21 protein-coding genes are annotated in these 24,306 nt (G+C 72.3%); 11 read left to right on the forward strand and 10 right to left on the reverse strand.

What is annotated here, in order from left to right:
- Positions 1–30 precede the first annotated feature (30 nt).
- Positions 31–756: a response regulator transcription factor gene (locus OG753_RS14000; RefSeq protein WP_327262123.1), complete on the reverse strand. Its 726-nt coding sequence runs from the start codon at positions 754–756 to the stop codon at positions 31–33.
- A gap of 34 nt (positions 757–790) precedes the next feature.
- A complete protein-coding gene (gene cobS / locus OG753_RS14005) occupies positions 791–1,612 on the reverse strand; it encodes an adenosylcobinamide-GDP ribazoletransferase (protein ID WP_405788618.1) in 822 nt (273 codons plus the stop codon).
- A gap of 70 nt (positions 1,613–1,682) precedes the next feature.
- Between cobS and OG753_RS14010 the strand changes: the two genes are divergently transcribed.
- Positions 1,683–2,456, forward strand: coding sequence for a hypothetical protein (locus tag OG753_RS14010; protein ID WP_327262125.1), 774 nt, complete (start codon positions 1,683–1,685; stop codon positions 2,454–2,456).
- A 139-nt stretch (positions 2,457–2,595) separates the two neighbouring features.
- Here OG753_RS14010 and OG753_RS14015 read toward each other — a convergent pair whose 3' ends face one another.
- The gene (locus OG753_RS14015; protein ID WP_405788619.1) at positions 2,596–2,874 is read right to left on the reverse strand and encodes a hypothetical protein; all 279 of its coding nucleotides are present in this window, start codon (positions 2,872–2,874) and stop codon (positions 2,596–2,598) included.
- A 13-nt stretch (positions 2,875–2,887) separates the two neighbouring features.
- A complete protein-coding gene (locus OG753_RS14020; protein WP_327262127.1) occupies positions 2,888–3,682 on the reverse strand; it encodes a PspA/IM30 family protein in 795 nt (264 codons plus the stop codon).
- A 262-nt stretch (positions 3,683–3,944) separates the two neighbouring features.
- On the opposite strand from OG753_RS14020, the gene OG753_RS14025 reads away from it, so the two are divergent.
- Together OG753_RS14025 and OG753_RS14030 are read left to right on the forward strand one after the other, a co-directional pair.
- On the forward strand, positions 3,945–4,553 hold the full coding sequence (locus OG753_RS14025; RefSeq protein ID WP_327262128.1) for a DUF3043 domain-containing protein: 609 nt from the start codon (positions 3,945–3,947) through the stop codon (positions 4,551–4,553).
- A gap of 65 nt (positions 4,554–4,618) precedes the next feature.
- On the forward strand, positions 4,619–5,362 hold the full coding sequence (locus OG753_RS14030) for a class I SAM-dependent methyltransferase (protein ID WP_327266749.1): 744 nt from the start codon (positions 4,619–4,621) through the stop codon (positions 5,360–5,362).
- Between the two features lie 75 nt (positions 5,363–5,437).
- Here OG753_RS14030 and OG753_RS14035 read toward each other — a convergent pair whose 3' ends face one another.
- A complete protein-coding gene (locus tag OG753_RS14035; RefSeq protein ID WP_150257135.1) occupies positions 5,438–5,650 on the reverse strand; it encodes a hypothetical protein in 213 nt (70 codons plus the stop codon).
- A 93-nt stretch (positions 5,651–5,743) separates the two neighbouring features.
- Here OG753_RS14035 and OG753_RS14040 point away from each other — a divergent pair, with 93 nt between their 5' ends.
- The 5 genes from OG753_RS14040 to OG753_RS14060 all read left to right on the forward strand — a co-directional run bounded on the left by OG753_RS14040 (position 5,744) and on the right by OG753_RS14060 (position 12,068).
- A complete protein-coding gene (locus OG753_RS14040) occupies positions 5,744–6,949 on the forward strand; it encodes a bifunctional adenosylcobinamide kinase/adenosylcobinamide-phosphate guanylyltransferase (RefSeq protein WP_327262129.1) in 1,206 nt (401 codons plus the stop codon).
- A 152-nt stretch (positions 6,950–7,101) separates the two neighbouring features.
- On the forward strand, positions 7,102–8,166 hold the full coding sequence (cobT, locus tag OG753_RS14045; protein WP_405788621.1) for a nicotinate-nucleotide--dimethylbenzimidazole phosphoribosyltransferase: 1,065 nt from the start codon (positions 7,102–7,104) through the stop codon (positions 8,164–8,166).
- Positions 8,167–8,249: 83 nt separating this feature from the next.
- A complete protein-coding gene (locus tag OG753_RS14050) occupies positions 8,250–10,115 on the forward strand; it encodes a phosphatidylglycerol lysyltransferase domain-containing protein (protein WP_327262131.1) in 1,866 nt (621 codons plus the stop codon).
- Between the two features lie 53 nt (positions 10,116–10,168).
- Positions 10,169–10,813, forward strand: coding sequence for a hypothetical protein (locus OG753_RS14055; protein ID WP_327262132.1), 645 nt, complete (start codon positions 10,169–10,171; stop codon positions 10,811–10,813).
- A 76-nt stretch (positions 10,814–10,889) separates the two neighbouring features.
- A complete protein-coding gene (locus OG753_RS14060; protein ID WP_327266750.1) occupies positions 10,890–12,068 on the forward strand; it encodes a sensor histidine kinase in 1,179 nt (392 codons plus the stop codon).
- A gap of 44 nt (positions 12,069–12,112) precedes the next feature.
- Here the strand turns inward: OG753_RS14060 and OG753_RS14065 are convergent, their stop codons facing one another.
- The 5 genes from OG753_RS14065 to OG753_RS14085 all read right to left on the reverse strand — a co-directional run bounded on the left by OG753_RS14065 (position 12,113) and on the right by OG753_RS14085 (position 18,823).
- On the reverse strand, positions 12,113–12,922 hold the full coding sequence (locus tag OG753_RS14065; protein WP_405788622.1) for an endo alpha-1,4 polygalactosaminidase: 810 nt from the start codon (positions 12,920–12,922) through the stop codon (positions 12,113–12,115).
- A complete protein-coding gene (locus OG753_RS14070) occupies positions 12,919–13,623 on the reverse strand; it encodes a spherulation-specific family 4 protein (protein ID WP_327262134.1) in 705 nt (234 codons plus the stop codon). Before OG753_RS14070 ends, OG753_RS14065 begins: the two co-directional genes overlap by 4 nt.
- Positions 13,620–15,179: a hypothetical protein gene (locus OG753_RS14075; protein ID WP_405788623.1), complete on the reverse strand. Its 1,560-nt coding sequence runs from the start codon at positions 15,177–15,179 to the stop codon at positions 13,620–13,622. The genes OG753_RS14070 and OG753_RS14075 overlap by 4 nt, the downstream gene beginning before the upstream one ends.
- Positions 15,176–16,702: a GT4 family glycosyltransferase PelF gene (gene pelF / locus OG753_RS14080; RefSeq protein ID WP_405788624.1), complete on the reverse strand. Its 1,527-nt coding sequence runs from the start codon at positions 16,700–16,702 to the stop codon at positions 15,176–15,178. Before pelF ends, OG753_RS14075 begins: the two co-directional genes overlap by 4 nt.
- A 93-nt stretch (positions 16,703–16,795) precedes the next feature.
- A complete protein-coding gene (locus OG753_RS14085; RefSeq protein WP_327262137.1) occupies positions 16,796–18,823 on the reverse strand; it encodes a hypothetical protein in 2,028 nt (675 codons plus the stop codon).
- A gap of 344 nt (positions 18,824–19,167) precedes the next feature.
- Between OG753_RS14085 and OG753_RS14090 the strand changes: the two genes are divergently transcribed.
- The 3 genes from OG753_RS14090 (at position 19,168) to sucB (ending at position 24,274) form a co-directional block, all read left to right on the forward strand.
- Positions 19,168–20,706 (forward strand): leucyl aminopeptidase, encoded by a 1,539-nt coding sequence (locus tag OG753_RS14090; protein ID WP_327262138.1) that lies wholly within the window; start codon positions 19,168–19,170, stop codon positions 20,704–20,706.
- 331 nt (positions 20,707–21,037) lie between these two features.
- Entirely contained in the window at positions 21,038–22,426 is a 1,389-nt protein-coding gene (lpdA, locus tag OG753_RS14095) for a dihydrolipoyl dehydrogenase (RefSeq protein WP_327262139.1), read from the forward strand.
- 54 nt (positions 22,427–22,480) lie between these two features.
- Positions 22,481–24,274: a 2-oxoglutarate dehydrogenase, E2 component, dihydrolipoamide succinyltransferase gene (gene sucB / locus OG753_RS14100; RefSeq protein WP_405788627.1), complete on the forward strand. Its 1,794-nt coding sequence runs from the start codon at positions 22,481–22,483 to the stop codon at positions 24,272–24,274.
- The last annotated feature ends 32 nt before the right edge of the window (positions 24,275–24,306 follow it).

The raw sequence follows: 24,306 nt of genomic DNA on the forward strand, positions 1-24,306 counted from the left end.
CGCGTCCGCAGTACGCGTACTGCTCCGTCGCTACTCCGCCCGCGGTCGGACCAGTCCCGATTCGTAGGCGATGACCACCAATTGCGCACGGTCGCGGGCACCGAGCTTGGCCATGGCCCGGTTCACATGGGTCTTGACGGTCAGCGGGCTGACCTCCAGCCGTCCCGCGATCCCGTCGTTGGACAGCCCCGCCGCCACGTGTACGAGGACCTCGCGCTCCCGGACGGTCAGCGCGGCGAGCCGCTGCGCGTGCGCCCCGGCCGAGGCCCCGGCTGCGGGGTCGGCGCCGCCGCCCTGGGCGAGGAAGGTGGCGATGAGGCCTTTGGTGGCGGCCGGGGAGAGCAGCGCCTCGCCGGCCGCGGCGACGCGGATGGCGTTGAGCAGTTCGTCGGGCTCGGCGCCCTTGCCGAGGAAGCCGGAGGCGCCGGCCCGAAGGGCCGAGACCACGTACTCGTCGACCTCGAAGGTGGTCAGCATGACCACGCGCACGGCGGCGAGTTCCGGGTCCGCGCTGATCATGCGGGTGGCGGCGAGTCCGTCGGTACCGGGCATCCGGATGTCCATCAGGACGACGTCGGGCCGTGTCCGGCGGGCGAGTTCGACGGCCTGCGCCCCGTCGGAGGCCTCCCCGACGACTTCCATGTCGGGTTCGGAGTCCACGAGCACCTTGAAGGCGCTGCGCAGGAGCGCCTGGTCGTCGGCGAGCAGCACCCTGACGGGCGCGGCGGAGGGCTGGTCCGTCGCAGTGTGATCCACGGTGCGAGGGTACGCGGGCCCGTGGGCCGCGCGCTCAGCCCAGGGCGAGGACGATCAGGGCGGTGGTCGCCGCGATCTCGGCCAGGGCGCCGAAGACATCGCCGGTGACCCCGTCGAAGCGGCGTACGCAGCGGCGCAGCAGCAGTTCCGCGGTGAGCAGGGCGGCCAGAACCGCCGCCGCGCTCCGGCCTGCGGCGGGCAGGCCCATCGGGAGGGCGGCGGCCGCGGCGGCCACGACCACCAGCGCGGTGACCGCGGCGGCGACGCGGCGCGGGACCACCCCGGCGACCGCGGCGCCGAGGCCTTCGGGCCGGGCGGCGGGGACGCCGTCGCGGGAGGCCAGGGTCATGGCGAGGCGGGCCGTCACGGCGGCGACGACGGCGGCGAGGGCGCCGCGGATCCAGCTGTCGGCGTAGATCTCGGACAGGGCGGCCACCTGCACCAGCAGTACGAGCACCAGGGTCACGACGCCGAAGGGGCCGATGTCGGACTGCTTCATGATGCGCAGCGCCTCGCCGGCGGGTTTGGCGCTCCCGAGGCCGTCCGCGGTGTCGGCGAGCCCGTCCAGGTGCAGTCCCCGGGTCAGCGCCGCCGGTACGGCGACGGTGAGGGCCGCGGCGAGCAGCGGGCCCGCACCGAGCAGCAGCAGGAGCACTCCGGGGACGGCCGCGAGCAGGCCCACGGCGAGCCCGGCGAGCGGGGCGCAGGCCATTCCGGTGCGGGCGGCGGGGCGGTCCCATCGGGTGATGCGGGCGGGCAGCACGGTGAGGGTGCCGAACGCGAAGCGGACGCCGTCGGGGAACGAGGCGCGTTCCGGGGGCGGCGTCTGGGGCGGGCTGTCGAACGAATCTGTCATCGGCGGGAACGGTACCCGCTCGGCGCGGACGGTAAATTACCCATTACGTTCCAAATAGGGAGTCAGTGGGATGGGTCACTGGTGGTATCGGAACATCGTCGAACCGGGGAAGCTGCCCCTCCTGCTCGCCCTGCTCGCCTTCGTGATGTCCTTCCTGGTCACCCGCGTGATCACCAGGATGATCCGGGCCGGCCGGGGCCCCTTCAAGAACGTCACGCCGGGCGGTCTGCACATCCACCACGTGGTGCCGGGCGTGATCCTCGTGATCATCGGCGGGTTCGGCGCGGTCGGCAGCGGCCGGTACGGCTTCGGCGCGTGGGCCTCGGCCGTGATCTTCGGCCTCGGCGCGGGCCTGGTCCTGGACGAGTTCGCGCTGATCCTGCACCTCGACGACGTCTACTGGAGCGAGCAGGGCCGCAAGAGCGTGGAGCTCGTGGTCGTCACGGCCGCCGTCGTGGCCCTGGTCATCGGCGGGTTCGTGCCCTTCGGGGTGAACGACCTGTCCAGCGAGGAGCGCCAGAGCCGCGGCCTGGTCGTCATGAACGGGGCCACCAACTTCTTCCTGGCCCTGATCGCCCTGTGGAAGGGCAAGGCGCGCACCGCGCTCTTCGGCCTCGTCGTCCCCCTGGTGGCCCTGGTCGGCGCGATCCGGCTGGCCCGGCCCGGATCCCCGTACGCGAAGAAGTTCTACGCGAACCGTCCGCGCGCCCGGGCCAGGACCGAGCTGCGCGCCTTCCACCACGACCGGCGCTGGGCGAGCCCGCGGCGCAGGTTCGAGAACTTCATCGGCGGGACCCCCGACCCCGAGCACCCCGTGTCCCTGGAGAAACCTCCCCCGCACTGAGACACCAAGGCACGGCACGACAGCACGGAAACGACGGCGGGCCCTCCCCGGGAAGGGGAGGGCCCGCCGTCGTGTCGGTGCCGGAAGGGCCGCAGAAAAGGCGCGGGCGCCGGCGCAGAGGGTCGGAATCAGGCCGAATTCAGCCCGGGATCAGGCCGTCGTCGCTGAGCATCTCCCGGACCTCGTCGAGCGTCGCGTCGGGTGCCGGCAGGATCAGCTCGGACGGCTCCAGCGCGTCGTCGGGCAGCGGCTCGCCGAGCCGCCGCACGGCTTCGAGCAGTGCTCCCAGCGTGCGCCGGAAGCCCCCCTCGTCGCCGCCCTCGATCTCCGCGAGCAGTTCGTCGTCCAGCTTGTTGAGCTCGGTGAAGTGGCTGTCCGCCAGCTCCACCTGGCCTTCCCCCATGATGCGGACAATCATGACGGGCCCCGTCCTACTGCTTGTCGAACCGGTGCGGGGTCTGCGACTGCTGGCCGTTGCCCTGGGCGCCGCCCTCGATGGCCTGCTGCTGGGCGGACGAGCCACCCGCCAGCTCGGCCTTCATGCGCTGGAGCTCCAGCTCCACGTCCGTACCGCCCGAGAGGCGGTCCAGCTCGGCCTGGATGTCGTCCTTGGAGCCCAGCCCGCTCTGGTCGTCGAGCGCGCCGGAGGCCAGCAGCTCGTCGATCGCACCGGCGCGGGCCTGCAGCTGGGCGGTCTTGTCCTCGGCCCGCTGGATGGCCAGGCCGACGTCGCTCATCTCCTCGGAGATGCCGGAGAAGGACTCCGCGATCCGGGTCTGCGCCTGGGCCGCCGTGTAGGTGGCCTTGATGGTCTCCTTCTTCGTGCGGAAGGCGTCCACCTTGGCCTGCAGCCGCTGGGCGGCGAGCGTCAGCTTCTCCTCCTCGCCCTGCAGGGTCTGGTGCTGCACCTCCAGGTCGCTGACCTGCTGCTGGAGCGAGGCGCGGCGGGACAGGGCCTCACGGGCCAGGTCCTCGCGGCCGAGGGCGAGGGCCTTGCGCCCCTGGTCCTCCAGCTTGGCGGACTGCCCCTGGAGCTGGTTCAGCTGCAGCTCCAGGCGCTTGCGGGAGGTCGCGACGTCGGCGACTCCGCGGCGCACCTTCTGCAGCAGCTCCAGCTGCTTCTGGTACGAGTAGTCGAGGGTTTCGCGCGGGTCCTCGGCCCGGTCAAGGGCCTTGTTCGCCTTCGCGCGGAAGATCATCCCCATACGCTTCATGACACCGCTCATGGGCTTCGCGCGCCCCCTTCTAGACGGACTGTGCTCCAGGTCACCGACAGGACCCACAGTACGGGCCCTGTCTCCATTACCGCACTGTTCGAGTACGGATGCGCTCCTCCTCCAGGACGACTACGCCAGCGCCCCATCAGGCGTAAGGAGTAGGTGATCCCAGGAGAACGGGCCCACCGAACACACCGTGCAATGGGAAGACGCCCGCCGTTGCCGGATCGTTCCCCAGCAGGGTGGGGCCCATGCCCGCAACCACGTACGCTTGGGTTTTGTGTTTGGTAGCCGCTCCTCCAAGGAAGAGAAGGCCGCCGCCACCGACAAGGTGAGCGCCGACCTCTCGCAGCCCCGTGACCCGCAGGCCCCGAAGGGCCGCCCTACGCCGAAGCGTGCTGTGGCCCAGTCGCAGCGCAAGGCCGTGGTGGCCTCGACCGGCAACCGCAAGGAGGATGCCAAGCGAGCCCGTGAGCGTCGCCGTACCGAGATGGCCAAGCAGCGCGAGGCGCTGGCCAATGGCGACGAGCGTTATCTGCCCACCCGCGACAAGGGCCCCGTCCGCCGCTTCGTCCGCGACTACGTGGACTCCCGCTACTCGGTCGCCGAGATGTTCCTGCCCCTGGCAGTGATCATCCTGGTGCTCAGCATGGTGCGGCAGCCCGCGATCCAGAGCGTCGCGCTGATGCTGTGGCTCGGTGTGATCGCCCTGATCCTCCTCGACTCCATCGGCCTGGTCTTCCGCCTCCGCAAGACCCTCGTCGAGCGCTTCCCGAACGAGCCCCGCCGCGGCGCCATCGCCTACGGCCTCATGCGCACCCTCCAGATGCGCCGGCTCCGGCTGCCGAAGCCGCAGGTCAAGCGCGGGGAACGGCCCTGAGCCGAGCGACGCCCGGCGCGTCGGGGGAAGGCTTCGCGGAAGGCGCCCGGCTCTGGCTCGAAGGCCTGGGCGGGCTGCGCAACGCGGTCCGGCAGGAACTCGTGGGCCGTCAGGTCGACGAGCAGATCGCGCAGCGCTTCCCCGTCGGGCAGCGGCTGCGCGTCCTCGACGTCGGCATGGGCCAGGGCACGCAGGCACTGCGGCTCGCCCGCGCCGGGCACAAGGTGACGGGCCTGGAGCAGGACCCCGGCATGCTGGCCGTCGCCCGTGACGCGCTGGCCGCGGAACCCGCCGGGATCCGCGACCGGGTCAGCCTCATGGAGGGCGACGGCCGCGAGACCGGCGCCCACTTCCTGCCGGGCAGCTTCGACGTGGTCCTGTGCCACGGGGTGCTGATGTACGTGCCCGAGCCGGACGCCATGCTGGCCGGGCTCGCCCGGATGCTGGCCCCGGGCGGACTGCTGTCCCTGCTGGTGCGCAACGGCGACGCGCTCGCCATGCGGCCCGGCCTGGACGGCGACTGGAAGACGGCGCTCGCCGCGTTCGACTCCACCGAGTACACGAACCGGCTGGGCCTGGACGTCCGCGCGGACCGGCTGTCCGGGCTGACGGCCACCCTGTCGGGGATCGGCGCGCCACTGCAGTCCTGGTACGGCGTACGCGTCTTCACCGACGGCACCGAGGCGGGCGAGGTCCTGCCGCCCGACGAGGAGCTGGAGCGGCTGCTGGCCGCCGAGGACCGCGCCGGCCGGATCGACCCCTACCGGGGTGTGGCCGCGCTGCTGCACCTGTGCGGTGTGCGGGGCTGACCCGCTGCCCGGACGACGGAGCCGCCGGGTCGCTGCCGACCCGGCGGCCCGGTCGTTCCCGGGCCTACCGAAGCGCTACGCGTCCAGCGCGGCGCGCAGGCTCATCGTGTAGAGCTCGGTCCCGGCGTCGTCGGACAGCTTCACCTGCTCGACGCCCCCTTCCAGCAGGTCCTTCCAGTACTCGCCGACCCAGGACTCCGCGTCGCCCTGCGTGGTGAACTCCTCCGGCACCACCGACGGGCTCGTCTCGGTACCGTCGGCCGTCTCGAACCGCCACGTCCACGCCATGTCCGCCTCCGTTGCTCGCACGCTTCGTGTCCTGAGTCTGCCCGCAGAGTAACCGGGCGCGCAGCAGTCTCGGCGACGCGGGAGGATCATCCTGTGGAACTCACTCTGCTCGGCACCGGAACTCCCGAGGGCCTGCCCCGCCCCGGCTGCCCCTGCGCGGCCTGTGCGGTCTCCGTCGGCTCGCGCTCACGCGCCGCCACGGCCCTCCTCGTCGACGGGGCGCTGCTGCTGGACCTGACCCCCGGGGCGGTGCTGGCCGGTGCCCGGGCCGGGCATTCGCTGGCCGGTGTGCGGCAGGTGCTGCTGACCCACCCGCACGACGGGCCCGCGGTCGAGCTGCCGCCCGGGTTGCCGGCCGCCGGGCGGGTGCCGGACGGGCGGGAGCTCGCGGTGATCTCCGGGCACCGGGTGCGGGCCGTACCGATGGACGCGCCGGGCACCGGGTACGAGGTGACCGGCCCGGACGGCAGCAGGCTGCTGTACCTGCCCCCCGGCGGGGCTCCGGCCGGGGCCGCCGACCGGGCCGGGGGGCGCCCGTACGACATGGTCCTCGCCGATGTGCTGGGCCGGCCCGAGGCGCTGGCGCGGCTGCGGGCGAGCGGCGCCGTCGGCCCGGCCACGGACGTGATCGCCGTCCATCTGGACCACGACACCCCGCCGGGCCGGGAGCTGGACCGCCGGTGCGCGGCGGCCGGGGCCCGGGCGGTGCCGGACGGGACGACCGTGATCGTCGGCGACTACCGCGCGGTGCCGGACCTGCCGCGCCGGACCCTGGTGCTGGGCGGTGCCCGCTCCGGCAAGTCGGTGGAGGCGGAGCGGCGGCTGGAGTCCTTCCCCGAGGTGGTCTACGTGGCCACCGGCGGCACCCGCGACGGGGACGCGGAATGGGCGCAGCGCGTCGGCCTGCACCGGGAGCGCCGGCCCGGGGGCTGGCGGACGGTGGAGACGTGCGACCTGGTCCCGCTGCTGGCCGCCGAGGGTCCGCCGCTGTTGATCGACTGCCTGGCGCTGTGGCTGACGGACGCGATGGACGAGGCCGGGGCCTGGGACGACTCCGTGTGGGCGGGCGGCGGGCAGCACCGGCTCGGCAGGCGGACTGCCGAGCTGGCGGCGGCCGTGCGCGCAACGCGCCGTCCGGTGGTGCTGGTCAGCAACGAGGTCGGCTCGGGGGTCGTCCCTGCGACCGCCTCGGGCCGCCGCTTCCGCGACGAGCTGGGCCGGCTGAACGCGACGGTCGCGCGCGAGTGCGAGCAGGTGCTCCTCGTCGTCGCGGGCCTGGTGTCCGTACTCAAGGAGTAGCCCGGCCACGCCCGGCGACGAGGAGCTGACGGCCCGTCTTCCGGTGGCCGCCGCGCTCGCCTTGCGGGGGTCCGCACCGGTGCTCCGCGACCGGGCCGGAACCCTGCGCCCAAGGCCTGAGGGAGGGCCTCACCGGCTGTACTCTCTGGCAGATGAGCACGCTGAATCTCGACGACTTCTCCGATCTGATCGAGCGCCCCGACGGGGGCGTCCGGCGTGATGCCGAGGAACGCCGTGAGCGCCTCGCCGTCCCGCCCGGCGCGCTGGGCCGGCTCGACGAACTCGCCGAGTGGCTCGCCGCCGCGCAGGGTCGGGTTCCGGTCAAACCGATCGAGCGCCCCCGCGTGGTGCTGTTCGCCGCCGACCACGGGATCGCCGCCGAGGGCGTCTCCGCCCGGGCCGCGTCCACCGGCCACGAACTGGTGCGTGCCGTGCTCGACGGGACCAGCCCCGTGGCCATCCTCGCCGGCCGGCTCGGCGCCACCATACGGATCGTCGACGCCGGGCTCGACTGCGAACCCGGGCTGCTCCCCGCGGACGTGTCCGCGCACCGCGTCCGGCGCGGCAGCGGCCGGATCGACGTGGAGGACGCGCTGACGGCCGAGGAGGCCGAGGCCGCGGTGCGGCTCGGGATGCGCATCGCCGACGAGGAGGCGGACTCCGGAACGGACCTGGTCGTCCTCGGTGACCTCAGCGTCGGCGGGACGACCGTCGCCGCGACCCTCGTCGCCGCCCTGTGCGGAACCGACGCCTCGGTGGTCACCGGCCGTGGCGGAGTGCCGATCGACGACCTGGCCTGGATGCGCAAGTGCGCGGCGATCCGCGACGCGCTGCGCCGGGCCCGCCCGGTCCTGGGCGACCAGGTGGCGCTGCTGGCCGCGGTCGGCGGCGCGGACGTCGCCGCCATCACCGGATTCCTCCTCCAGTGCGCGGTGCGCCGTACTCCGGTCATCCTCGACGGTGTGGTTTCGGCCGCGTGCGGACTGGTGGCGCAGCGGGCGGCGTTCCGGGCTCCCGACTGGTGGCTGGCCGGTCAGGCCAGCGGCGAGCCGGGTCAGGCCAAGGCACTTGACCGAATGGCGCTCAACCCCGTGCTCGATCACGGCGTCACAGTAGGTGAAGGTACCGGGGCACTGCTGGCTCTCCCCCTCGTCCAGGCGGCCGCCGCACTCGCGGCGGAACTCCCGGAGCGGGCGGCGGAGGAGCCGACGGAATGAGCCGCCGGGGCCCCCGGTCCTGACCAGACCGTGGCCCCCGACCGCGCAATCACGGACAGCTGCGCCCCATATGATCGCTTTTTATGGGAGAGGTCCGTTTGACCAGCGCAGAGACCGACCGCACCGCCTCACCGGCGACCGGTCCGTCAGCCGGCAGGAAAGAGACCGGCGGCGACCCCGCCGGCAGGGCGGCGGGTGGCGGCCGGGAGACCGGCCGGGGGAGCACCCGCTCACGGCGCGGCGCCGCGTTCGCGGTGTGGTACCTGCGCGCCGTCACCTTCCTCAACTTCCTCAGCGCGGTGTGGGTTTCGCTCGGGCAGGACGTGCGGCGCCACAACACCGAGGACTTCTACACCCCGTACATGCTCACCGCGGGCTTCGCCTCCGGGCTGTTCACACTGCTGCTCGCCGTCACCCTCGGCCGCCGCAAGCGGGCCTCCTGGATCCTCAGCCTCGTCCTGAGCGGCCTCCTGGCCCTGCTGCTCGCCTACGCGCTCTCCACGCACGAGGAGATCCGCCAGCACCCGCAGAACTGGGTCTCCCTGGCCCTGACCGCCGCCTTCACCGGCGCCCTGCTGCTGGGCCGTCACGAGTTCTACGCCAGGGGCGACCGCTCCAACCCGGCGCTCGCCACCGCCGTGGCCGCCGTCGGCCTGCTGGTCACCTCGCTGGTCGCGGCCCTGCTCGTCGGCGCCACCAACACCTCCGCGCTCAGCTCCGAGGCCTCCTTCCCGGAACGCTGGAAGTACGGCGTGATGCGGCTGATCACCCTGGCCCCCGACGACCGGGCCTCCGAGGCGATCGCCCCGCCCGGCTGGGTGGACGTCTCCATCAACGTCATGTCGATGCTGCTGCTGCTCGCCGTGCTGTTCGCCGCCTTCCGCTCGCGCCGCGCCGTCGACCCGATCAGCGAGGAGGACGAGGAGCGGCTTCGGGCACTGCTCGCCAGGCAGGGCGACCGCGACTCGCTCGGCTACTTCGCACTGCGCCGCGAGAAGTCCGTCATCTGGTCCCCCACCGGCAAGGCCGCCGTCACCTACCGCGTCGTCGGCGGGGTCTCGCTGGCCTCCGGCGACCCCATCGGCGACCCCGAGGCCTGGCCCGGCGCCATCGACCCGTGGCTGGCCGAGGCCCGCGAGCACGGCTGGGTGCCGGCCGTGATGGGCGCGAGCGAGGAGGCCGGGCAGATCTACGCCCGGCACGGCCTGGACGCCCTCGAACTCGGTGACGAGGCGATCGTCGAGACCGCCGAGTTCACCCTGGAGGGCCGCGCCATGCGGACCGTCCGGCAGGCCTTCAACCGCGTCAAGCGGGCCGGGTACACCGTCCGCATCCGCCGCCACGCCGACATTCCGGCCGACGAGATGGCCGAGCTGGTGCGCCGGGCCGACGACTGGCGCGACGGCGCCACCGAGCGCGGGTTCTCCATGGCGCTGGGCCGGCTGGGTGATCCCTCCGACGGCCAGTGCGTGATGCTGGAGTGCACCGACGGCAACGGCGATCTGCGGGCCGTGCTGTCCTTCGTACCGTGGGGCCCCAAGGGCCTTTCGCTGGACCTGATGCGCCGTGACCGGGACTCCGAGAACGGCCTGATGGAGTTCATGGTCATCGAACTCCTGGAACGCTCCAAGGAGATCGGGGTGACCCAGGTCTCCCTCAACTTCGCGATGTTCCGGTCCGTCTTCGAGCGCGGGTCCCGGCTCGGCGCCGGTCCGGTGCTGCGGATGTGGCGCTCGCTGCTCAGCTTCTTCTCCCGCTGGTGGCAGATCGAGTCCCTCTACCGGGCCAACGCCAAATACCGGCCGATCTGGGAACCGCGGTTCATGCTCTTCGAGAAGAGTTCGGACCTGCTGCGGATCGGTGTCGCGGCCGGCCGGGCCGAGGGCTTCCTGGAGGCCCCCGGCCTTCCGAAGTGGCTGCACCGCAGACACCTGGAGACCCGCCGTTGACAGCGTGGAACGCCTCCTCACTCCGGCGGATCGCCCGCCGTGAGTGGGGACCCATGTTCTGGACCGTCCGGGACGCGCTCGTCCGCGACAAGTGGCGGGCGATCCCGATGACCGTCGGCGCGGTCTGCCTCACCTCGGTCTTCCAGATCGTGCAGAACACCTCCTGGGGCTTCCAGCCGGTCCAGGACCTCGGCTCGGTCAAGGCCGTCGACCCCTTCTGGCTGGCTCTCCTGCGCACCCCCCTGTCCCTGTTCGTCCCGGCCCTGGACCTGCCGGTGTGGGGGGCGCTCGCGCAGATCCTGCTCGTCTTCGGCATCGCCGAGATCTGCATCGGCTGGTGGCGCACATTGCTGGTCGGCTACGTCGCCACGCTCGCCGGGACCACGTTCGCGCGGATCGGGCTCGCGCTGGGACCCGACCATCCCCTCGGCCTGCCGGTGTCCGACCGGATCGTCAACGACACCGGGCCCTCGGCGGCGGTGGTCGGGCTCGCCATCTACGTCTGCTGGCGCTACCGGGCGTACCCGACCGCCGCCCTGGTGGTCCTGGCGATGATCGTCGAGGTGCTGATCAAGGACAATCTGGCGGGCAAGGAGCACCTCGCGGCCATCGCCGCGGTCATGGCGGTGTGCGTGGTGCGGGCACAGTGGGGTGGCCGCGTGCGCTCCCGCGTGACGGTGGGGCACCAGCCGCCGTAGGGGACGCCGCCGGATCAGGCCGTACCGTATCCGGGTGACGACAGACCTCGGGCGGTTCGCCCCCACCCGGCAGTGGATGCGGGCCCATCCGCTCGCCACCGATGCCGTGCTGGCGTTCGGGGCGTTCGTGGCCATGGTCGTCGGCTCCTTCGCCGATCCGCACGGGCCCCACGGGCCCACCTTCGGGACCCGCACCCCCGAACCCTTCTCACTGCTGCTGATGCTGCTCGGCGCGGCCGCCCTGGTGTTCCGGCGCCGGCAGCCGCGCACCGTGCTCGCCGTGACCTGCGGACTGTCCCTTCTGGAGCTGACCACCGGGGAGCCCCGGGCGCCCGTCGCCATGTGCACGGTGATCGCCCTGTACACAGTGGCCGCCCACACCGACCGGCCGACGACCTGGCGGATCGGGCTGCTCACCATGGCGGGGCTGACGGGCGTGGCCATGCTCGCCGGGCCGCTGCCCTGGTACGCGCAGGAGAACCTCGGGATCTTCGCCTGGACCGGGATGGCCGCGGCCGCCGGGGACGCCGTGCGCAGCCGGCGGGCCTTCGTCGACGCCATCCGGGAACGGGCCGAGCGCGCCGAGCGGACCCGGGACGAGGAGGCCAGGCGGCGGGTCGCCGAGGAGCGGCTGCGGATCGCCCGGGACCTGCACGACGTGGTCGCCCATCACATCGCCCTGGTCAACGTGCAGGCGGGAGTCGCCGCGCACGTCATGGACAAGCGCCCGGACCAGGCGAAGGAGGCGCTGGCGCACGTACGGGACGCCAGCCGGTCGGCGCTGAACGAACTGCGGGCCACGGTCGGGCTTCTGCGGCAGTCCGGCGACCCGGAGGCGCCGACGGAGCCCGCGCCGGGGCTCGGTGTCCTGGGCGAGCTGGTGGACACCTTCCGGCACGCCGGGCTACCGGTGGAGGTCATCGTCCAGGTGGACGGGGAGCCGGGACCGCTGCCGGCGGCCGTGGACCTGGCTGCGTACCGGGTGATCCAGGAGGCGCTGACCAACGTACGCAAGCACGCGGGCCCGGGGGCGAAGGCCGAGGTCAGCGTGGTCCGGGTCGGGCCCTCGGTGGAGGTGACGGTCCTGGACGACGGCGGCCAGGCGGCCGACGGGGCGGCGGAGCCCGCCGATCCGGGGGGCGGGCACGGTCTCCTCGGCATGCGCGAACGCACGGGCGCCCTGGGCGGCTCCTGCTTCGCGGGCCCCCGCTACGGCGGCGGCTACCGCGTCCACGCCATCCTTCCTCTGGCCTAGCCACCGTCATGTTTCAGCCCCGGCGGGGCTCAGAGGCGGCCGGGCTAGCGGCAGACCTGGCGCCAGGCGTCCAGGTCGTAGCGCTTCTGCAGGGAGCTGAGCTTCGCCTCGCGCGCCGCCGGGCACCACCGGCTCAGCCGGCCCTCGTACTCGACGTGGAAGACGGCTTTGCCCGCGTCGATGAACGGGGCGTACCGCTCGCACTCCTCGTACTCCATGCACTGCTCGTTCACCGCGAAGTCGAAGTCGGCCACCAGCTGCGGGATCTGGTCCAGGTCGTTCTTCAGCCCGACCGACATGCCCCGGTCGTGCGCGAGCCGGGCGACCAGACGGTTGTACTTCAGCTGGTCGTCGGCGGTCAGCGGGAAGCCGGACCGGTTGGCGTAGCCGTCCATGTTGTCGGGCTCCACCGCGTCGAAGCCCTTCTCCCTGCACATGTCGAACCGTTTCCCCATCAGCGGTTCCAGCTCGGCGGTGCGCCGGATGTCGAGCCAGCGCTCGCCCTCCCAGCCGTTGCCCTCCCCCAGCAGCGCCTTCGGGAAGGCGTCGGCGTCCGGCCGGAAGTCCTCCCAGGCGCCGGTGGAGATGTAGCAGATGGTCTTGCGGCCGGCCTTCTTCAGGGTGGCGATCTGTTCCTTGGTGGTGTTGAACCCGTCGACGTCGTACACGGCCGCCTTCACCGTGGTGTCGAGCTTCCCGGTGAGCTGCCACTGCCAGCCGACTCCCGGCTTCGGCTGCCACCGCTGGCCCGGCGCCGGGTCGGACGACAGTTCCTCCCGTTCCGGTTCCGGCTGCGACGTACAGGCGGCGAGCAGCAGCAGGGGGACGGCCAGCAGGAGTCCGAGCCTTCTCATCCCGCCGCCTCCAGCTCGTACGGGAGGGTGCCCCAGGGGTGCGCGCCGCTGCCGGGGACGGCGCAGTGCACCCCGGCCCCGCGTTCGGCGGCGAGTTCCTCGGCGAGCCGGGCGGCGAGCGCGCCCGGCGGGACGGCGTACACGAGGTGGCAGAACCGCTGGGCCGGGTGGTCCGCCGTCCAGGACGGCGCGGCGTCCGCGTTCCGGTAGGCGTCCCAGGGTCCCTCGAAGGTGACGAGGAGGTCGGCGAGTTCGGCGTAGCCGGGGTGCGGGTGGACCCCGTGGTTGAGGACGAGGGTGCGGGCGCCCGCGGCACGGGCGGCGACCGCCAGGCGCCCGTAGTGCGGGAGCAGCTCCGGGTCGGCGGAGGCCTGGTCGAGGAAGGCCCCGTCGGCGGCGTACCAGTCGCGGTGGCGCAGCAGGTCCTGCACCACCTCGGCGTGCGGGCGCCTCCCGTAGTCGGTGTCGGCGTACCCGAGGACGGGTACGCCGGCCTCGCGCAGCCGCTCGGCGACGAGGGCGAACCGCTCGTCGCGGGCGGCACCCGGCCCGCTGTCGGGGTTGAGCACCACCGAGTGCAGCCGGCCCGCGGAGCGGATGAGCCGCTCCCAGGCCTCCGGCCTGTCGGCGGGATGCTCGTACAGGGGCACCAGCAGCATGGGGTCCTTCTCCTCGGGCGTGGCGTACGGATCGTGCGTCATCGGTGGGCGGTCGCGCGGCCGAGGAGCAGGCAGACCAGGGCGGTCAGTACGGCGGCGGCCGCGCCCGCGACCACCAGCTGGACCGCCCGGGGCTGGCCCAGTCCGGTCAGCAGGGCCAGGCTCTGGGCGACGGCGGCGGAGGCGCAGACCACGGCCGCGGGCCGGACCGCCCCGAAGGACTGCAGGAGCAGCCCGGTCCACATGACGGCCCCGAGCAGCAGCAGGGTCGCGATGCGGACTCCGGTGAGGACGGGGGCGTCCGGCCAGAGCAGGGTGCCGGTCAGCCCGAGGGCCAGCAGGACCGTCAGGTAGAGGGCGAGGCACCGGCCGAGGGTGGCGAGCATCCGCCGCCGGAAGGCCCGGGGCGAGCGGGCCCCCTGGAGCCCGGAGAGGCTGCCGCTGCGGAACCGGTGGAGCAGCCATTCGGCAGGGCCCATGCTGAGGGTGAGGGCAACCGCGGAGGGGGCGGCGACCGCCTCGGCGGGTCCGCCGGCGAGCACCTCCCCGAGGGCGGCGTACAGCACGAGCAGTCCGGTGCCGAGGCCGAAGACCCCGTACGGGACCGAGTCCCCGAGCCGGGGCCCGCGGTGTGCGAACTCCTCCTCGGCTCCGCGCAGCATCTGCCAGCGCACGGGGCCGTCCTTGCCGGGCCGGCGGTCCGCCCAGCCGCGGATCCGGTGGGCGGCGGCCCGTAGCCCGTCGGCCAGCGGGAGCTGCCGTACGGCCATGGTGCAGGCGGCCAGCAGGGACACCACGAGGAGGGACACCCTTACGGGCACGGGCAGGTCGACGAAGAGCACGAGCAGCGCTCCGGCGGCCATCGGGGCGAGTGCGGCGAGCAGGACCCGTTCCCGGCCGAGGACGAGCAGGACGGTGGCGGCCCCGACGTAGAGGGCCTGTCCGGCGGCGAAGGCGTAGGAGAAGGGCGGCCCGCCGGGCACGGCCAGTGCGGCGGCGGTGCCCAGCAGGGATCCGACGGGCGCGCCGACGAGCAGGGTCCGCCCGGCGGCGCCGCGGTCGCCGAGGCCGAGCCAGGAGTAGGCCCGGTGGGAGAGGGTCTGGTCCCAGACCCAGCCGATGAGCGCACCGGCGAGCAGGGTGAGCGTTCCGGCGGGCAGGCCGAGGCGGTCCTGCGGGCCTTCGAGCAGGGGCGCGCCGAGCAGGTAGGCCAGGCCGGGCAGGGCGAAGATCACCCCGCGCAGGAGACAGGCGGTGAGGGAGACCTTCCAGGGGTCGGGGGCGGCGCCCGGCTCCGGGAAGGAGCGGGGCACCCGGGCGAAGAGTTCCTCGGCGAGTCCGAAGGAGTCGTGCCGGCCGTAGGTGAGCCGGATGTACTCGTCCGTCATGCCGTCGGACTCGAGGATGGCGGCGATCTCGTCGGGGTGGACGGCGGAGGCGATGAACGCGTCGAGGCGCTCGGCGAGTTCGTCCATCGGGTCGGCGGCGGTGGCGCCGGGGCCGTCGCGCCGCGGCCGGGGGATGGCCGGGAGCGTGTCGGCGGCGGGGCCGGTGCCCGTGCCCGGACCGGGCGGTTTCAGCCAGAGGGATCCGCTCACCACAGGCTCCCGTCGGCGGCGAGTTCGCGATACCAGGGATCGGCGAGCCGCTGGGTCCATTCGTCGCCCGCGTGGACGGGCAGGACGGGCTGGCCGGCGAGTTCGCGGTAGATGTGCCGGAAGCCGTCCACGGACTGGTGGAGGGTGAACTTCTCCACCACCCGCTTGCGGGACATCCGGCCCAGCTCGGCCCGGCGTTCGTCGTCGCGGAGCAGGGCGAGGGTGGCGCGGGCCATGGTCTCGGGCTCGCGCGGCGGTACGACGAGGCCGGTGTCGCCGACGGCCTCGCGGACTCCGCCGACGTCGGTGGAGACGGTGGTGCGGCCGCAGGACATGGCCTCGATGATGCTGAAGGGGAAGCCCTCGCTGATGGAGGAGAGCATGACGACGCTGCCGGCCGCGTAGGCCCGGGCCACCTGCTCGATGCGGCCCTCGTAGGTGATCCCGTCGCTCACGCCGAGTTCGGCGGCGAGCTTCTCCAGGCGGAGCTTGTACTCCTCGCAGCCGGGCGGGACGGGGCCGAAGAGGCGCAGCCTCAGGGCGGGCAGCTCCTCGCGCATGAAGGCGTAGGCCCGGATGAGGGTTTCGAGGTCCTTGATCGGGTCGACGCGGCCGCACCAGCTGAGGGTGGGCACGTCCGGTTCGGGGCCGGCCTCGGGGAAGGCGTGCGGGTCGACGCCGTTGTAGACGGTGCGGATACGTTCCGACTCGGCGCCTCCGCGCTCCTCCCAGCGGCGGTTGTACTGGTTGCAGGGGGTGATCAGGTCGGCCTGCCGGTAGCCCTCGGTGTTGAGCTCGCGGTAGAAGCCGAGCATGAGCGCCTTGACGGGCCAGCGCTGGGCGGCGCTGCGGTAGCCGAGGTAGCGCTCGCGGAGGTAGATGCCGTGCTCGGTGAGCAGGAAGGGAACCCCGTCGAGGTATTTGGCGGCGAGGGCCGGGAGGGTGGCCAGGCCGCTGCTGACGGCGTGCGCGACGCTGTCGGGCGGGATCCGGACGCTCAGCGGGCGCAGCGCGTGTTCCAGCAGGTCGGTGGCGGTGAGCGCGTCGTGGATGGTGGGCTCGGCCTCGGCGGTGGCGAGACCGGGGCGGGTCCATACGTTCATCAGCAGGCGCAGAACCGATTCGGAACGCAGGGCCGGTGCGAGTTTCCCGGCCCGGGCGAGGATGGTCAGTTCGCGCAGGGCCTCGGAGAAGGTGTGCCGGGCGGGATCGCCCGCGGGGTCGAGGAGGGAGAGCAGGAAGCTCTCGTAGACCTCGGTGAAGCGGCGCTGCGCCCTGCCGCGCAGGCCCGACCGGCGGATGCGCGAGGGGAGCGGTCCCCAGAGCGGGAAGGACGTGTGCCGGTAGACGTTGCGGGGCAGTTCCCAGGTGACCGGCTCGCGTCCGGAGCCGGTCAGGGCTATGACGTTGAAGTCGACCTCCGGCATGCCTCGCACCAGTTGGTCGCACCAGGTGCTGACGCCCCCGTGGACGTGCGGATAGGTGCCTTCGGTGAGCATGGTGACGTGACGCCCATGACTCATGCGGTGTGTCCCCCCAGGACGGAAAAGGGGCCGGCGCCCGTGGGTTCGCGGAGCGCCGGCGCTAGGTGGTACTGGTGTTGGCTTGCGGGTCGGTCAGCTGGGCAGCTTGAGCGTGACGGCGCTCTGGAGCAGCTCGGGACCGGTCCAGGTGGAGCGGTTGCCGGCGTACGCGGTGCCGAAGTCGGCGGTGCCGAGCAGCATTTGCTTCTTGGTGCCGTTGGGAGCGGTGACCGGGGCGACGACTCCGGAGGGCGCCTTGATGGTGACGTCGTTGCCGATGCGGTAGGCGGTGACCTTGCCGTCCGCGAGTGCCTTGTCCCAGGCGGCGCGGCGCTGGAACTCGACGCCGGTGTCCTTCATGCTCTGGTTGACGATCGGAGCGCTGGGGGCGTAGAGGGCGCGGTAGGTGTCGAGGACCTGGTTGAGCACGGGGTAGAGGGTGCGGTCCTCGGCGAGGTTGGACTGGTGGACGTAGTGCGGCCGCGGGTCGTTGGCCAGGACGTGGCGCAGGGCGGTGCGGGCCTCGGCCGGGACGATGGTGCTGAGGTAGCCGGTGTTGACGTCCAGCGGGGCCGGCAGGCAGGTGGAGGTGCCCGGGTTGTCCTCGCAGATGCCGCTGCCGCCGTGGGCGCGGCTGGTGTAGATCCAGTTGTACTCGTCGGCCATCTCGGCGTTGGTGCCCGTGTTGTAGTACACGTTCATCGGGTGCCGGGGGACCGTGAGGGCGGAGCCGACCGCTCGCTGCGCGGGTTCGCGGGAGTTGTCGCTGCCGGCCCACTTGACCCCGTTGTCGGCGAGGGCGCCGGCCAGGTTGGGGTTGTCCGCGGGCTGCTGCGGCCCGGTCTTGAGCCCGGAGTGCTCGCCGGTGACCAGCTCGGTCCGGTCGAGGGTGATCCCCTTGGACGCGGCCCAGTTGTTGTTGTCGCGGATCTGGGCGGAGATCTCGGCGCGGCTCATGTACTGGATCGCGCCGGCGGCGTTCTTCGTACAGGTCCACGGGGTGACGGCGGTGTTCTGGATGCAGCCGAGGAACGGGTGGGTGTAGGTGTGGTTCATCCAGCGGTACTTGGCGCGGTCGGCGACGAGCTGGGCGGTCATCGCGTCGACGCCGCCGTTCTCGGCCTTCCACTCCTCGCCGGCTCCGCCGTTGAAGAGCATGTCGAGCTTGAAGCTCTTGGAGGTCTGCCACTGCGCCGCGTACACGGCGTCGGCGGCGGACATCCGGATGGTGCTCTCCTTGCCCTCGCCGCCCGCGCAGGCGTAGTCGCCCGGCGTGCAGTTCAGGTCCTTGTTCCAGCGGGCGTCGGGGGCGAAGACGTCGTCGACGTGGACCGCGAAGTAGTTGCGGCTCTGGCCGAGGTGCACCCCCTGGGTCAGCCAGTCGACGATGCCGCGGGCGAGCAGCCGGAACTGCTGCTGGTACTGGTTGTAGCCGAAGGTGACGACCAGTTCGCTGCGTCCGTCGTGGGTGTACTCGCCGACGAGCGAGGCGCGTCCGGTACCGACCGGGGCGTCCAGGTAGCTGGTGTAGCCGGGCCGGGGCTTGCCCATGAACCCGAAGCTCTCGGGGACGAGCGCGGAGTTGTCCTCGAAGGTGACCTGGCCGCCGAGGTAGGCGAACGGGCCGGCCTTGCCCGCGGTGGTGACGGCGGCCTGGGTGCCGTCGAGCTGGCCGCTGTAGCCCCCGTTGTCGGTGTATTCCAGCCCGACTCCCGGGTGGGACCAGGTGTAGGCGTCGACCTGGCGGATCCCGTACGTCGTCTCGTAGGCGGCGAGCGCGGCCATCTCGGCCGAGCCCTCGCCGAACGGGTTCTCGTTCGGCAGGACGACACCCTGGTACTTGGCGCGCGGACGGCCGTCCACGGTGTCGCTGAGGAAGCCCGCGTTGATGACCGGGCGGCCGCTGCTGCCCAGCTGGACGCGGGTGTAGGGCACCCCCGTGTCGCGGAGTTCCGCGGTGATCGCCTCGACCGAGCTGCCGCCGTCGTCGACGACCAGCACCTTCAGGTCGATGCGCGGTGTCACGGCCGCCGTGGCGGTCGCGGCGGGTACTGCCACGGACACCAGGGCGGCTGCGGCCATCATCGCCGCGACCCTGTTCATCCGATTCTTGTTGACCATTTCGGCCTTTCCCCCCGCAGGCGTCCCTCGACTCGGCCCTGGCGGAGCGCCGGGCCTGGGAGGCTCTGTGGAAATCATGCAAAGGAACCCCGCGTCCCCTTGCGAGAGTGGACCGAGTCTCTCGGACCTCGTCAGGTCTACGAGGCAAACCTGGAGCAGAGTCCACAGATGGGTGAACCTGATGGCGTCTTGATCGAACAACTTGCCAAACCTTCGAGTGACGTACGGACGAGCGCGTGCGCGTAGGCTCATTTCTGGCGGCCGTCGGGCCCGAATACGATCGCTACGGATGGCCGTCCACCCACTCGGCCCACATACACAAACGGAAGCGAGACTTCACCACCGTGACTGCTCTGACTCTCAGCACTGCCGGCGCGGCGACGCTCCGCGCCGACGCCCTCGTCGTCGGCGTGGCGAAGGGCCCCAAGGGGCCGATCGTCGCCGCGGGCGCCGAGGCCGTGGACAAGGCTTACGACGGTAAGCTCGCCGGCGTCCTCGACGCGCTCGGCGCCTCGGGGGCCGAAGGCGAGATCACCAAGCTGCCGGCCCCGGCAGGCCTCAAGGTCCCGGTCGTGCTGGCGGTGGGGCTCGGCTCCGTCCCCGAGAAGGACGAGTCGTTCGACGAGGAGGTGCTGCGCCGCGCCGCCGGCGCCGCCGCCCGCGCGCTGCACGGCAGCAAGAAGGCCGCCTTCGCGCTCCCGCTCGAGGACGCCTCGGCCGTCACCGCCGTCGCCGAGGGCGCACTGCTGGGCGCGTACGCCTTCACCGCCTACCAGGGCGGCGAGAACAAGGTCCGCAAGGAGGCCAAGGGCGCGGCCCCGAAGGCCCCGCTGGCCGAGGTGGCCCTGCTGGGCGCCAAGCCCCGCGACAAGGAGCACAAGGCCGCCGTCGAGCGCGCCGCGGTCGTGGCCACCGAGGTCAACATCGCCCGCGACCTGGTGAACACCCCGCCGAACGACCTGACCCCCGAGGCCTTCGCCGCGGTCGCCTCCGCGGCCGCGAAGGAGAACGGCATCAAGGTCCAGGTCCTGGACGAGAAGGCCCTGGTCAAGGGTGGCTTCGGCGGCATCATGGGCGTCGGCAAGGGCTCCGAGAACCCGCCGCGCCTGGTGAAGCTCACCTACACCCACCCCAAGGCGGAGAAGACCCTGGCCTTCGTCGGCAAGGGCATCACCTACGACTCGGGCGGCATCTCCCTGAAGCCGGCCGGCCACAACGAGACGATGAAGTGCGACATGGCCGGCGCCGCCGCCGTCTTCGCCTCCGTCGTCGCGGCCGCGAAGCTGGGCCTGCGGGTCAACGTCACCGGCTGGCTCGCGCTCGCCGAGAACATGCCGTCCGGCTCCGCCACCAAGCCCGGTGACGTGCTGCGCATGTACAGCGGCAAGACCGTCGAGGTCCTCAACACGGACGCCGAGGGCCGCCTGGTCCTCGGTGACGCCCTGACCAAGGCCTCCGAGGACAACCCGGACGCGATCGTCGACGTCGCGACCCTGACCGGCGCGATGGTGCTCGCCCTCGGCGACCGCACCTTCGGGATCATGGCGAACGACGACGCCTTCCGCACCTCGATCCACGAGATCGCCGAGGAGGTCGGCGAGTCCTCCTGGCCGATGCCGCTCCCCGCCGAGCTGCGCAAGACCATGGACTCCCCCACCGCCGACATCGCGAACATGGGTGTCCGCATGGGCGGCGGCCTGGTGGCCGGCCTCTTCCTGCAGGAGTTCGTCGGCGAGGGCATCACCTGGGCCCACCTCGACATCGCCGGCCCGGCCTTCCACGAGGGCGCGCCGCACGGCTACACCCCCAAGGGCGGCACCGGCTCCGCCGTGCGCACCCTGGTGCGGCTGGCCGAGCGCACGGCCACGGGCGACCTGGGCTGACGTACCACGAGTGATGTGACGTGACGCACCCCGGGCCGGGTCAGGGCCCGGGGTGCGTCCGTCCGTGTGCCGTGCGCGTCCGTCTCACGGCGAAACCTCAAGGAATCGGTAGGTATCTCCGTAGGTACCTACGCATCGGTAACCCTCGGTCCGGGTGGATCGCCCGATCACATCGTGGGCCCGGCGTCCCGCGTTCCCCCGACAAATGCGAAGATGGGTTCTCGGCAGGACAGGGCCCCCACCACAGGGCCGAAGAAACAAGCGGCCGATTACCAGCCGCCGCCCGGTCACAGAGGACCGGTGCCCGGCGCACATGCATGGAGGACGTGACGTGGCGAACGACGCCAGCACCGTTTTCGACCTAGTGATCCTCGGCGGTGGCAGTGGCGGTTACGCCGCGGCGCTGCGCGCATCCCAGCTGGGTCTGGACGTTGCCCTGATCGAGAAGAACAAGCTCGGCGGCACCTGCCTGCACAACGGCTGCATCCCCACGAAGGCTCTGCTGCACGCGGGCGAGATCGCGGACCAGGCTCGTGAAGCCGCCCAGTTCGGTGTCAAGACCTCTTTCGAGGGGATCGACATCGCGGGTGTCCACAAGTACAAGGACGAGGTCATCTCGGGCCTGTACAAGGGTCTGCAGGGCCTGGTCGCCTCCCGCAAGGTGACCTACATCGAGGGAGAGGGCCGCCTCTCCTCCCCGACTTCCGTCGACGTGAACGGCCGGAGCATCCAGGGCCGCCACATCCTGCTGGCGACCGGCTCCGTGCCGAAGTCGCTGCCGGGCCTGAACATCGACGGCAACCGCATCATCTCCTCGGACCACGCCCTGGTCCTGGACCGCGTCCCCGAGTCGGCGATCGTCCTGGGCGGCGGCGTCATCGGCGTCGAGTTCGCCTCGGCGTGGAAGTCCTTCGGCTCCGACATCACCGTCATCGAGGGCCTCAAGCACCTCGTGCCGGTCGAGGACGAGAACAGCTCGAAGCTGCTGGAGCGCGCGTTCCGCAAGCGCGGCATCAAGTTCAACCTGGGCACCTTCTTCGACAAGGCCGAGTACACCGAGAACGGCGTCCGCGTGACGCTGGTCGACGGCAAGACCTTCGAGGCCGAGGTGCTGCTGGTGGCCGTGGGCCGCGGCCCCGTCTCGCAGGGTCTGGGCTACGAGGAGCAGGGCGTCGCGATGGACCGCGGCTACGTCCTGGTCGACGAGTACATGCAGACCAACGTGCCGACCATCTCGGCCGTCGGTGACCTCGTCCCGACCCTCCAGCTCGCGCACGTCGGCTTCGCCGAGGGCATCCTGGTGGCGGAGCGTCTGGCCGGCCTCAAGGCCGTCCCGATCGACTACGACGGTGTCCCGCGCGTCACCTACTGCCACCCCGAGGTCGCTTCCGTCGGCATCACCGAGGCCAAGGCCAAGGAGATCTACGGCGCGGACAAGGTCGTGGCCCTGAAGTACAACCTGGCTGGCAACGGCAAGAGCAAGATCCTCAAGACCGCGGGCGAGATCAAGCTCGTCCAGGTCAAGGACGGTGCCGTGGTCGGCGTCCACATGGTCGGTGACCGGATGGGCGAGCAGGTCGGCGAGGCCCAGCTGATCTACAACTGGGAAGCTCTTCCGGCCGAGGTCGCGCAGCTCATCCACGCGCACCCGACCCAGAACGAAGCGATGGGCGAGGCCCACCTGGCCCTGGCCGGCAAGCCGCTTCACTCCCACGACTAATTCGTCACGGGCGCGACGACCACTTCCGCACTTTCGTTAGGAGCAACTGAAACCATGTCGGTTTCCGTAACCCTTCCGGCGCTCGGTGAGAGCGTCACCGAGGGCACTGTCACCCGCTGGCTGAAGGCCGAGGGCGAGCGCGTCGAGGCCGACGAGCCGCTGCTCGAGGTCTCGACCGACAAGGTCGACACCGAGATCCCCTCCCCCGTGTCGGGCATCCTGGCCTCCATCAAGGTCGCCGAGGACGAGACCGTCGAGGTCGGCGCCGAGCTGGCCGTCATCGACGACGGCTCCGGCGCTCCGGCCGCTGCCGCGGCTCCCGCCGCCGAGCCGGCCGCCGCCCCGGCCGCCGAGGCCGCTCCGGCTCCGGTCGCCGAGGCCCCCGCGGCCCCGGCTCCCGCTGCCGAGGCTCCCGCCGCCGCTGCCGCTCCGGCCGCGTCCGGCACCGATGTCGTGCTCCCCGCGCTGGGCGAGTCCGTCACCGAGGGCACCGTCACCCGCTGGCTGAAGCAGGTCGGCGAGTCCATCGAGGCCGACGAGCCGCTGCTCGAGGTCTCCACGGACAAGGTCGACACCGAGATCCCCGCGCCGGTCTCCGGCACCCTGCTGGAGATCCGGATCAACGAGGACGAGACCGCCGAGGTCGGCACCGTCCTGGCCGTCATCGGCGCCGCCGGTGCCGCTCCGGCCGCCCCGGCTCCGGCTGCCGCCCCGGCCCCCGCGGCCGCTCCGGCTCCCGCCGCCCCCGTCGCCGCGCCGGCTCCGGTCCAGGCCGCCGCTCCGGTCGCCGCTCCGGCTCCGGTCGCCCCGGCCGCTCCGGTCGCCGCCCCGGCTCCGGTCCAGGCCGCCGCCCCGGTGGCCGCTCCGGCTCCGGTCACCCCCGCTGCCCCGGCTCCGGCCGCCGCCCCGGCGTCCGCCGGTGACGAGGCCGCGTACGTGACCCCGCTGGTGCGCAAGCTCGCCTCGGAGTCCGGCGTCAACCTGTCCACGGTCTCGGGCACCGGTGTCGGTGGCCGTATCCGCAAGCAGGACGTCCTGGCCGCCGCCGAGGCCGCCAAGGCCGCTGCCGCCGCCCCGGCTCCGGCCGCCGCTCCGGCCGCGAAGGCTCCGGCCGCCGCGGTCTCCGAGCTGCGCGGTCAGACGGTCAAGATGACCCGCATGCGCAAGGTCATCGGCGACAACATGATGAAGGCCCTGCACTCGCAGGCTCAGCTCAGCTCCGTGGTCGAGGTGGACATCACCAAGATCATGAAGCTGCGCGAGAAGGCCAAGGGCGCGTTCCTGGCCCGTGAGGGCGTCAAGCTCTCGCCGATGCCGTTCTTCGTCAAGGCCGCGGCCCAGGCGCTGAAGGCCCACGCGGTCGTCAACGCCCGGATCAACGAGGACGAGGGCACCATCACCTACTTCGACTCGGAGAACATCGGCATCGCCGTGGACTCCGAGAAGGGCCTGATGACCCCGGTCATCAAGGGTGCCGGTGACCTCAACCTGGCGGGCATCTCCAAGGCGACCGCCGACCTGGCCGCCAAGGTCCGCGGCAACAAGATCACGCCGGACGAGCTGTCGGGCGCGACCTTCACCATCAGCAACACCGGCTCGCGCGGTGCGCTGTTCGACACGGTCATCGTGCCCCCGAACCAGGTCGCCATCCTGGGCATCGGTGCCACGGTGAAGCGCCCGGTGGTCCTGGAGACCGCCGAGGGCACCGTCATCGGCGCCCGCGACATGACGTACCTGACCCTGTCCTACGACCACCGCCTGGTGGACGGCGCGGACGCGGCCCGGTACCTCTCGGCCGTCAAGGCGATCCTCGAGGCCGGCGAGTTCGAGGTCGAGCTCGGCCTGTAGGGCTCACGCCCCCGCGGCAGCCACTCGATACG

It is taken from the genome of Streptomyces sp. NBC_00029 (assembly GCF_045160505.1).
Lineage (GTDB): Bacteria > Actinomycetota > Actinomycetes > Streptomycetales > Streptomycetaceae > Streptomyces.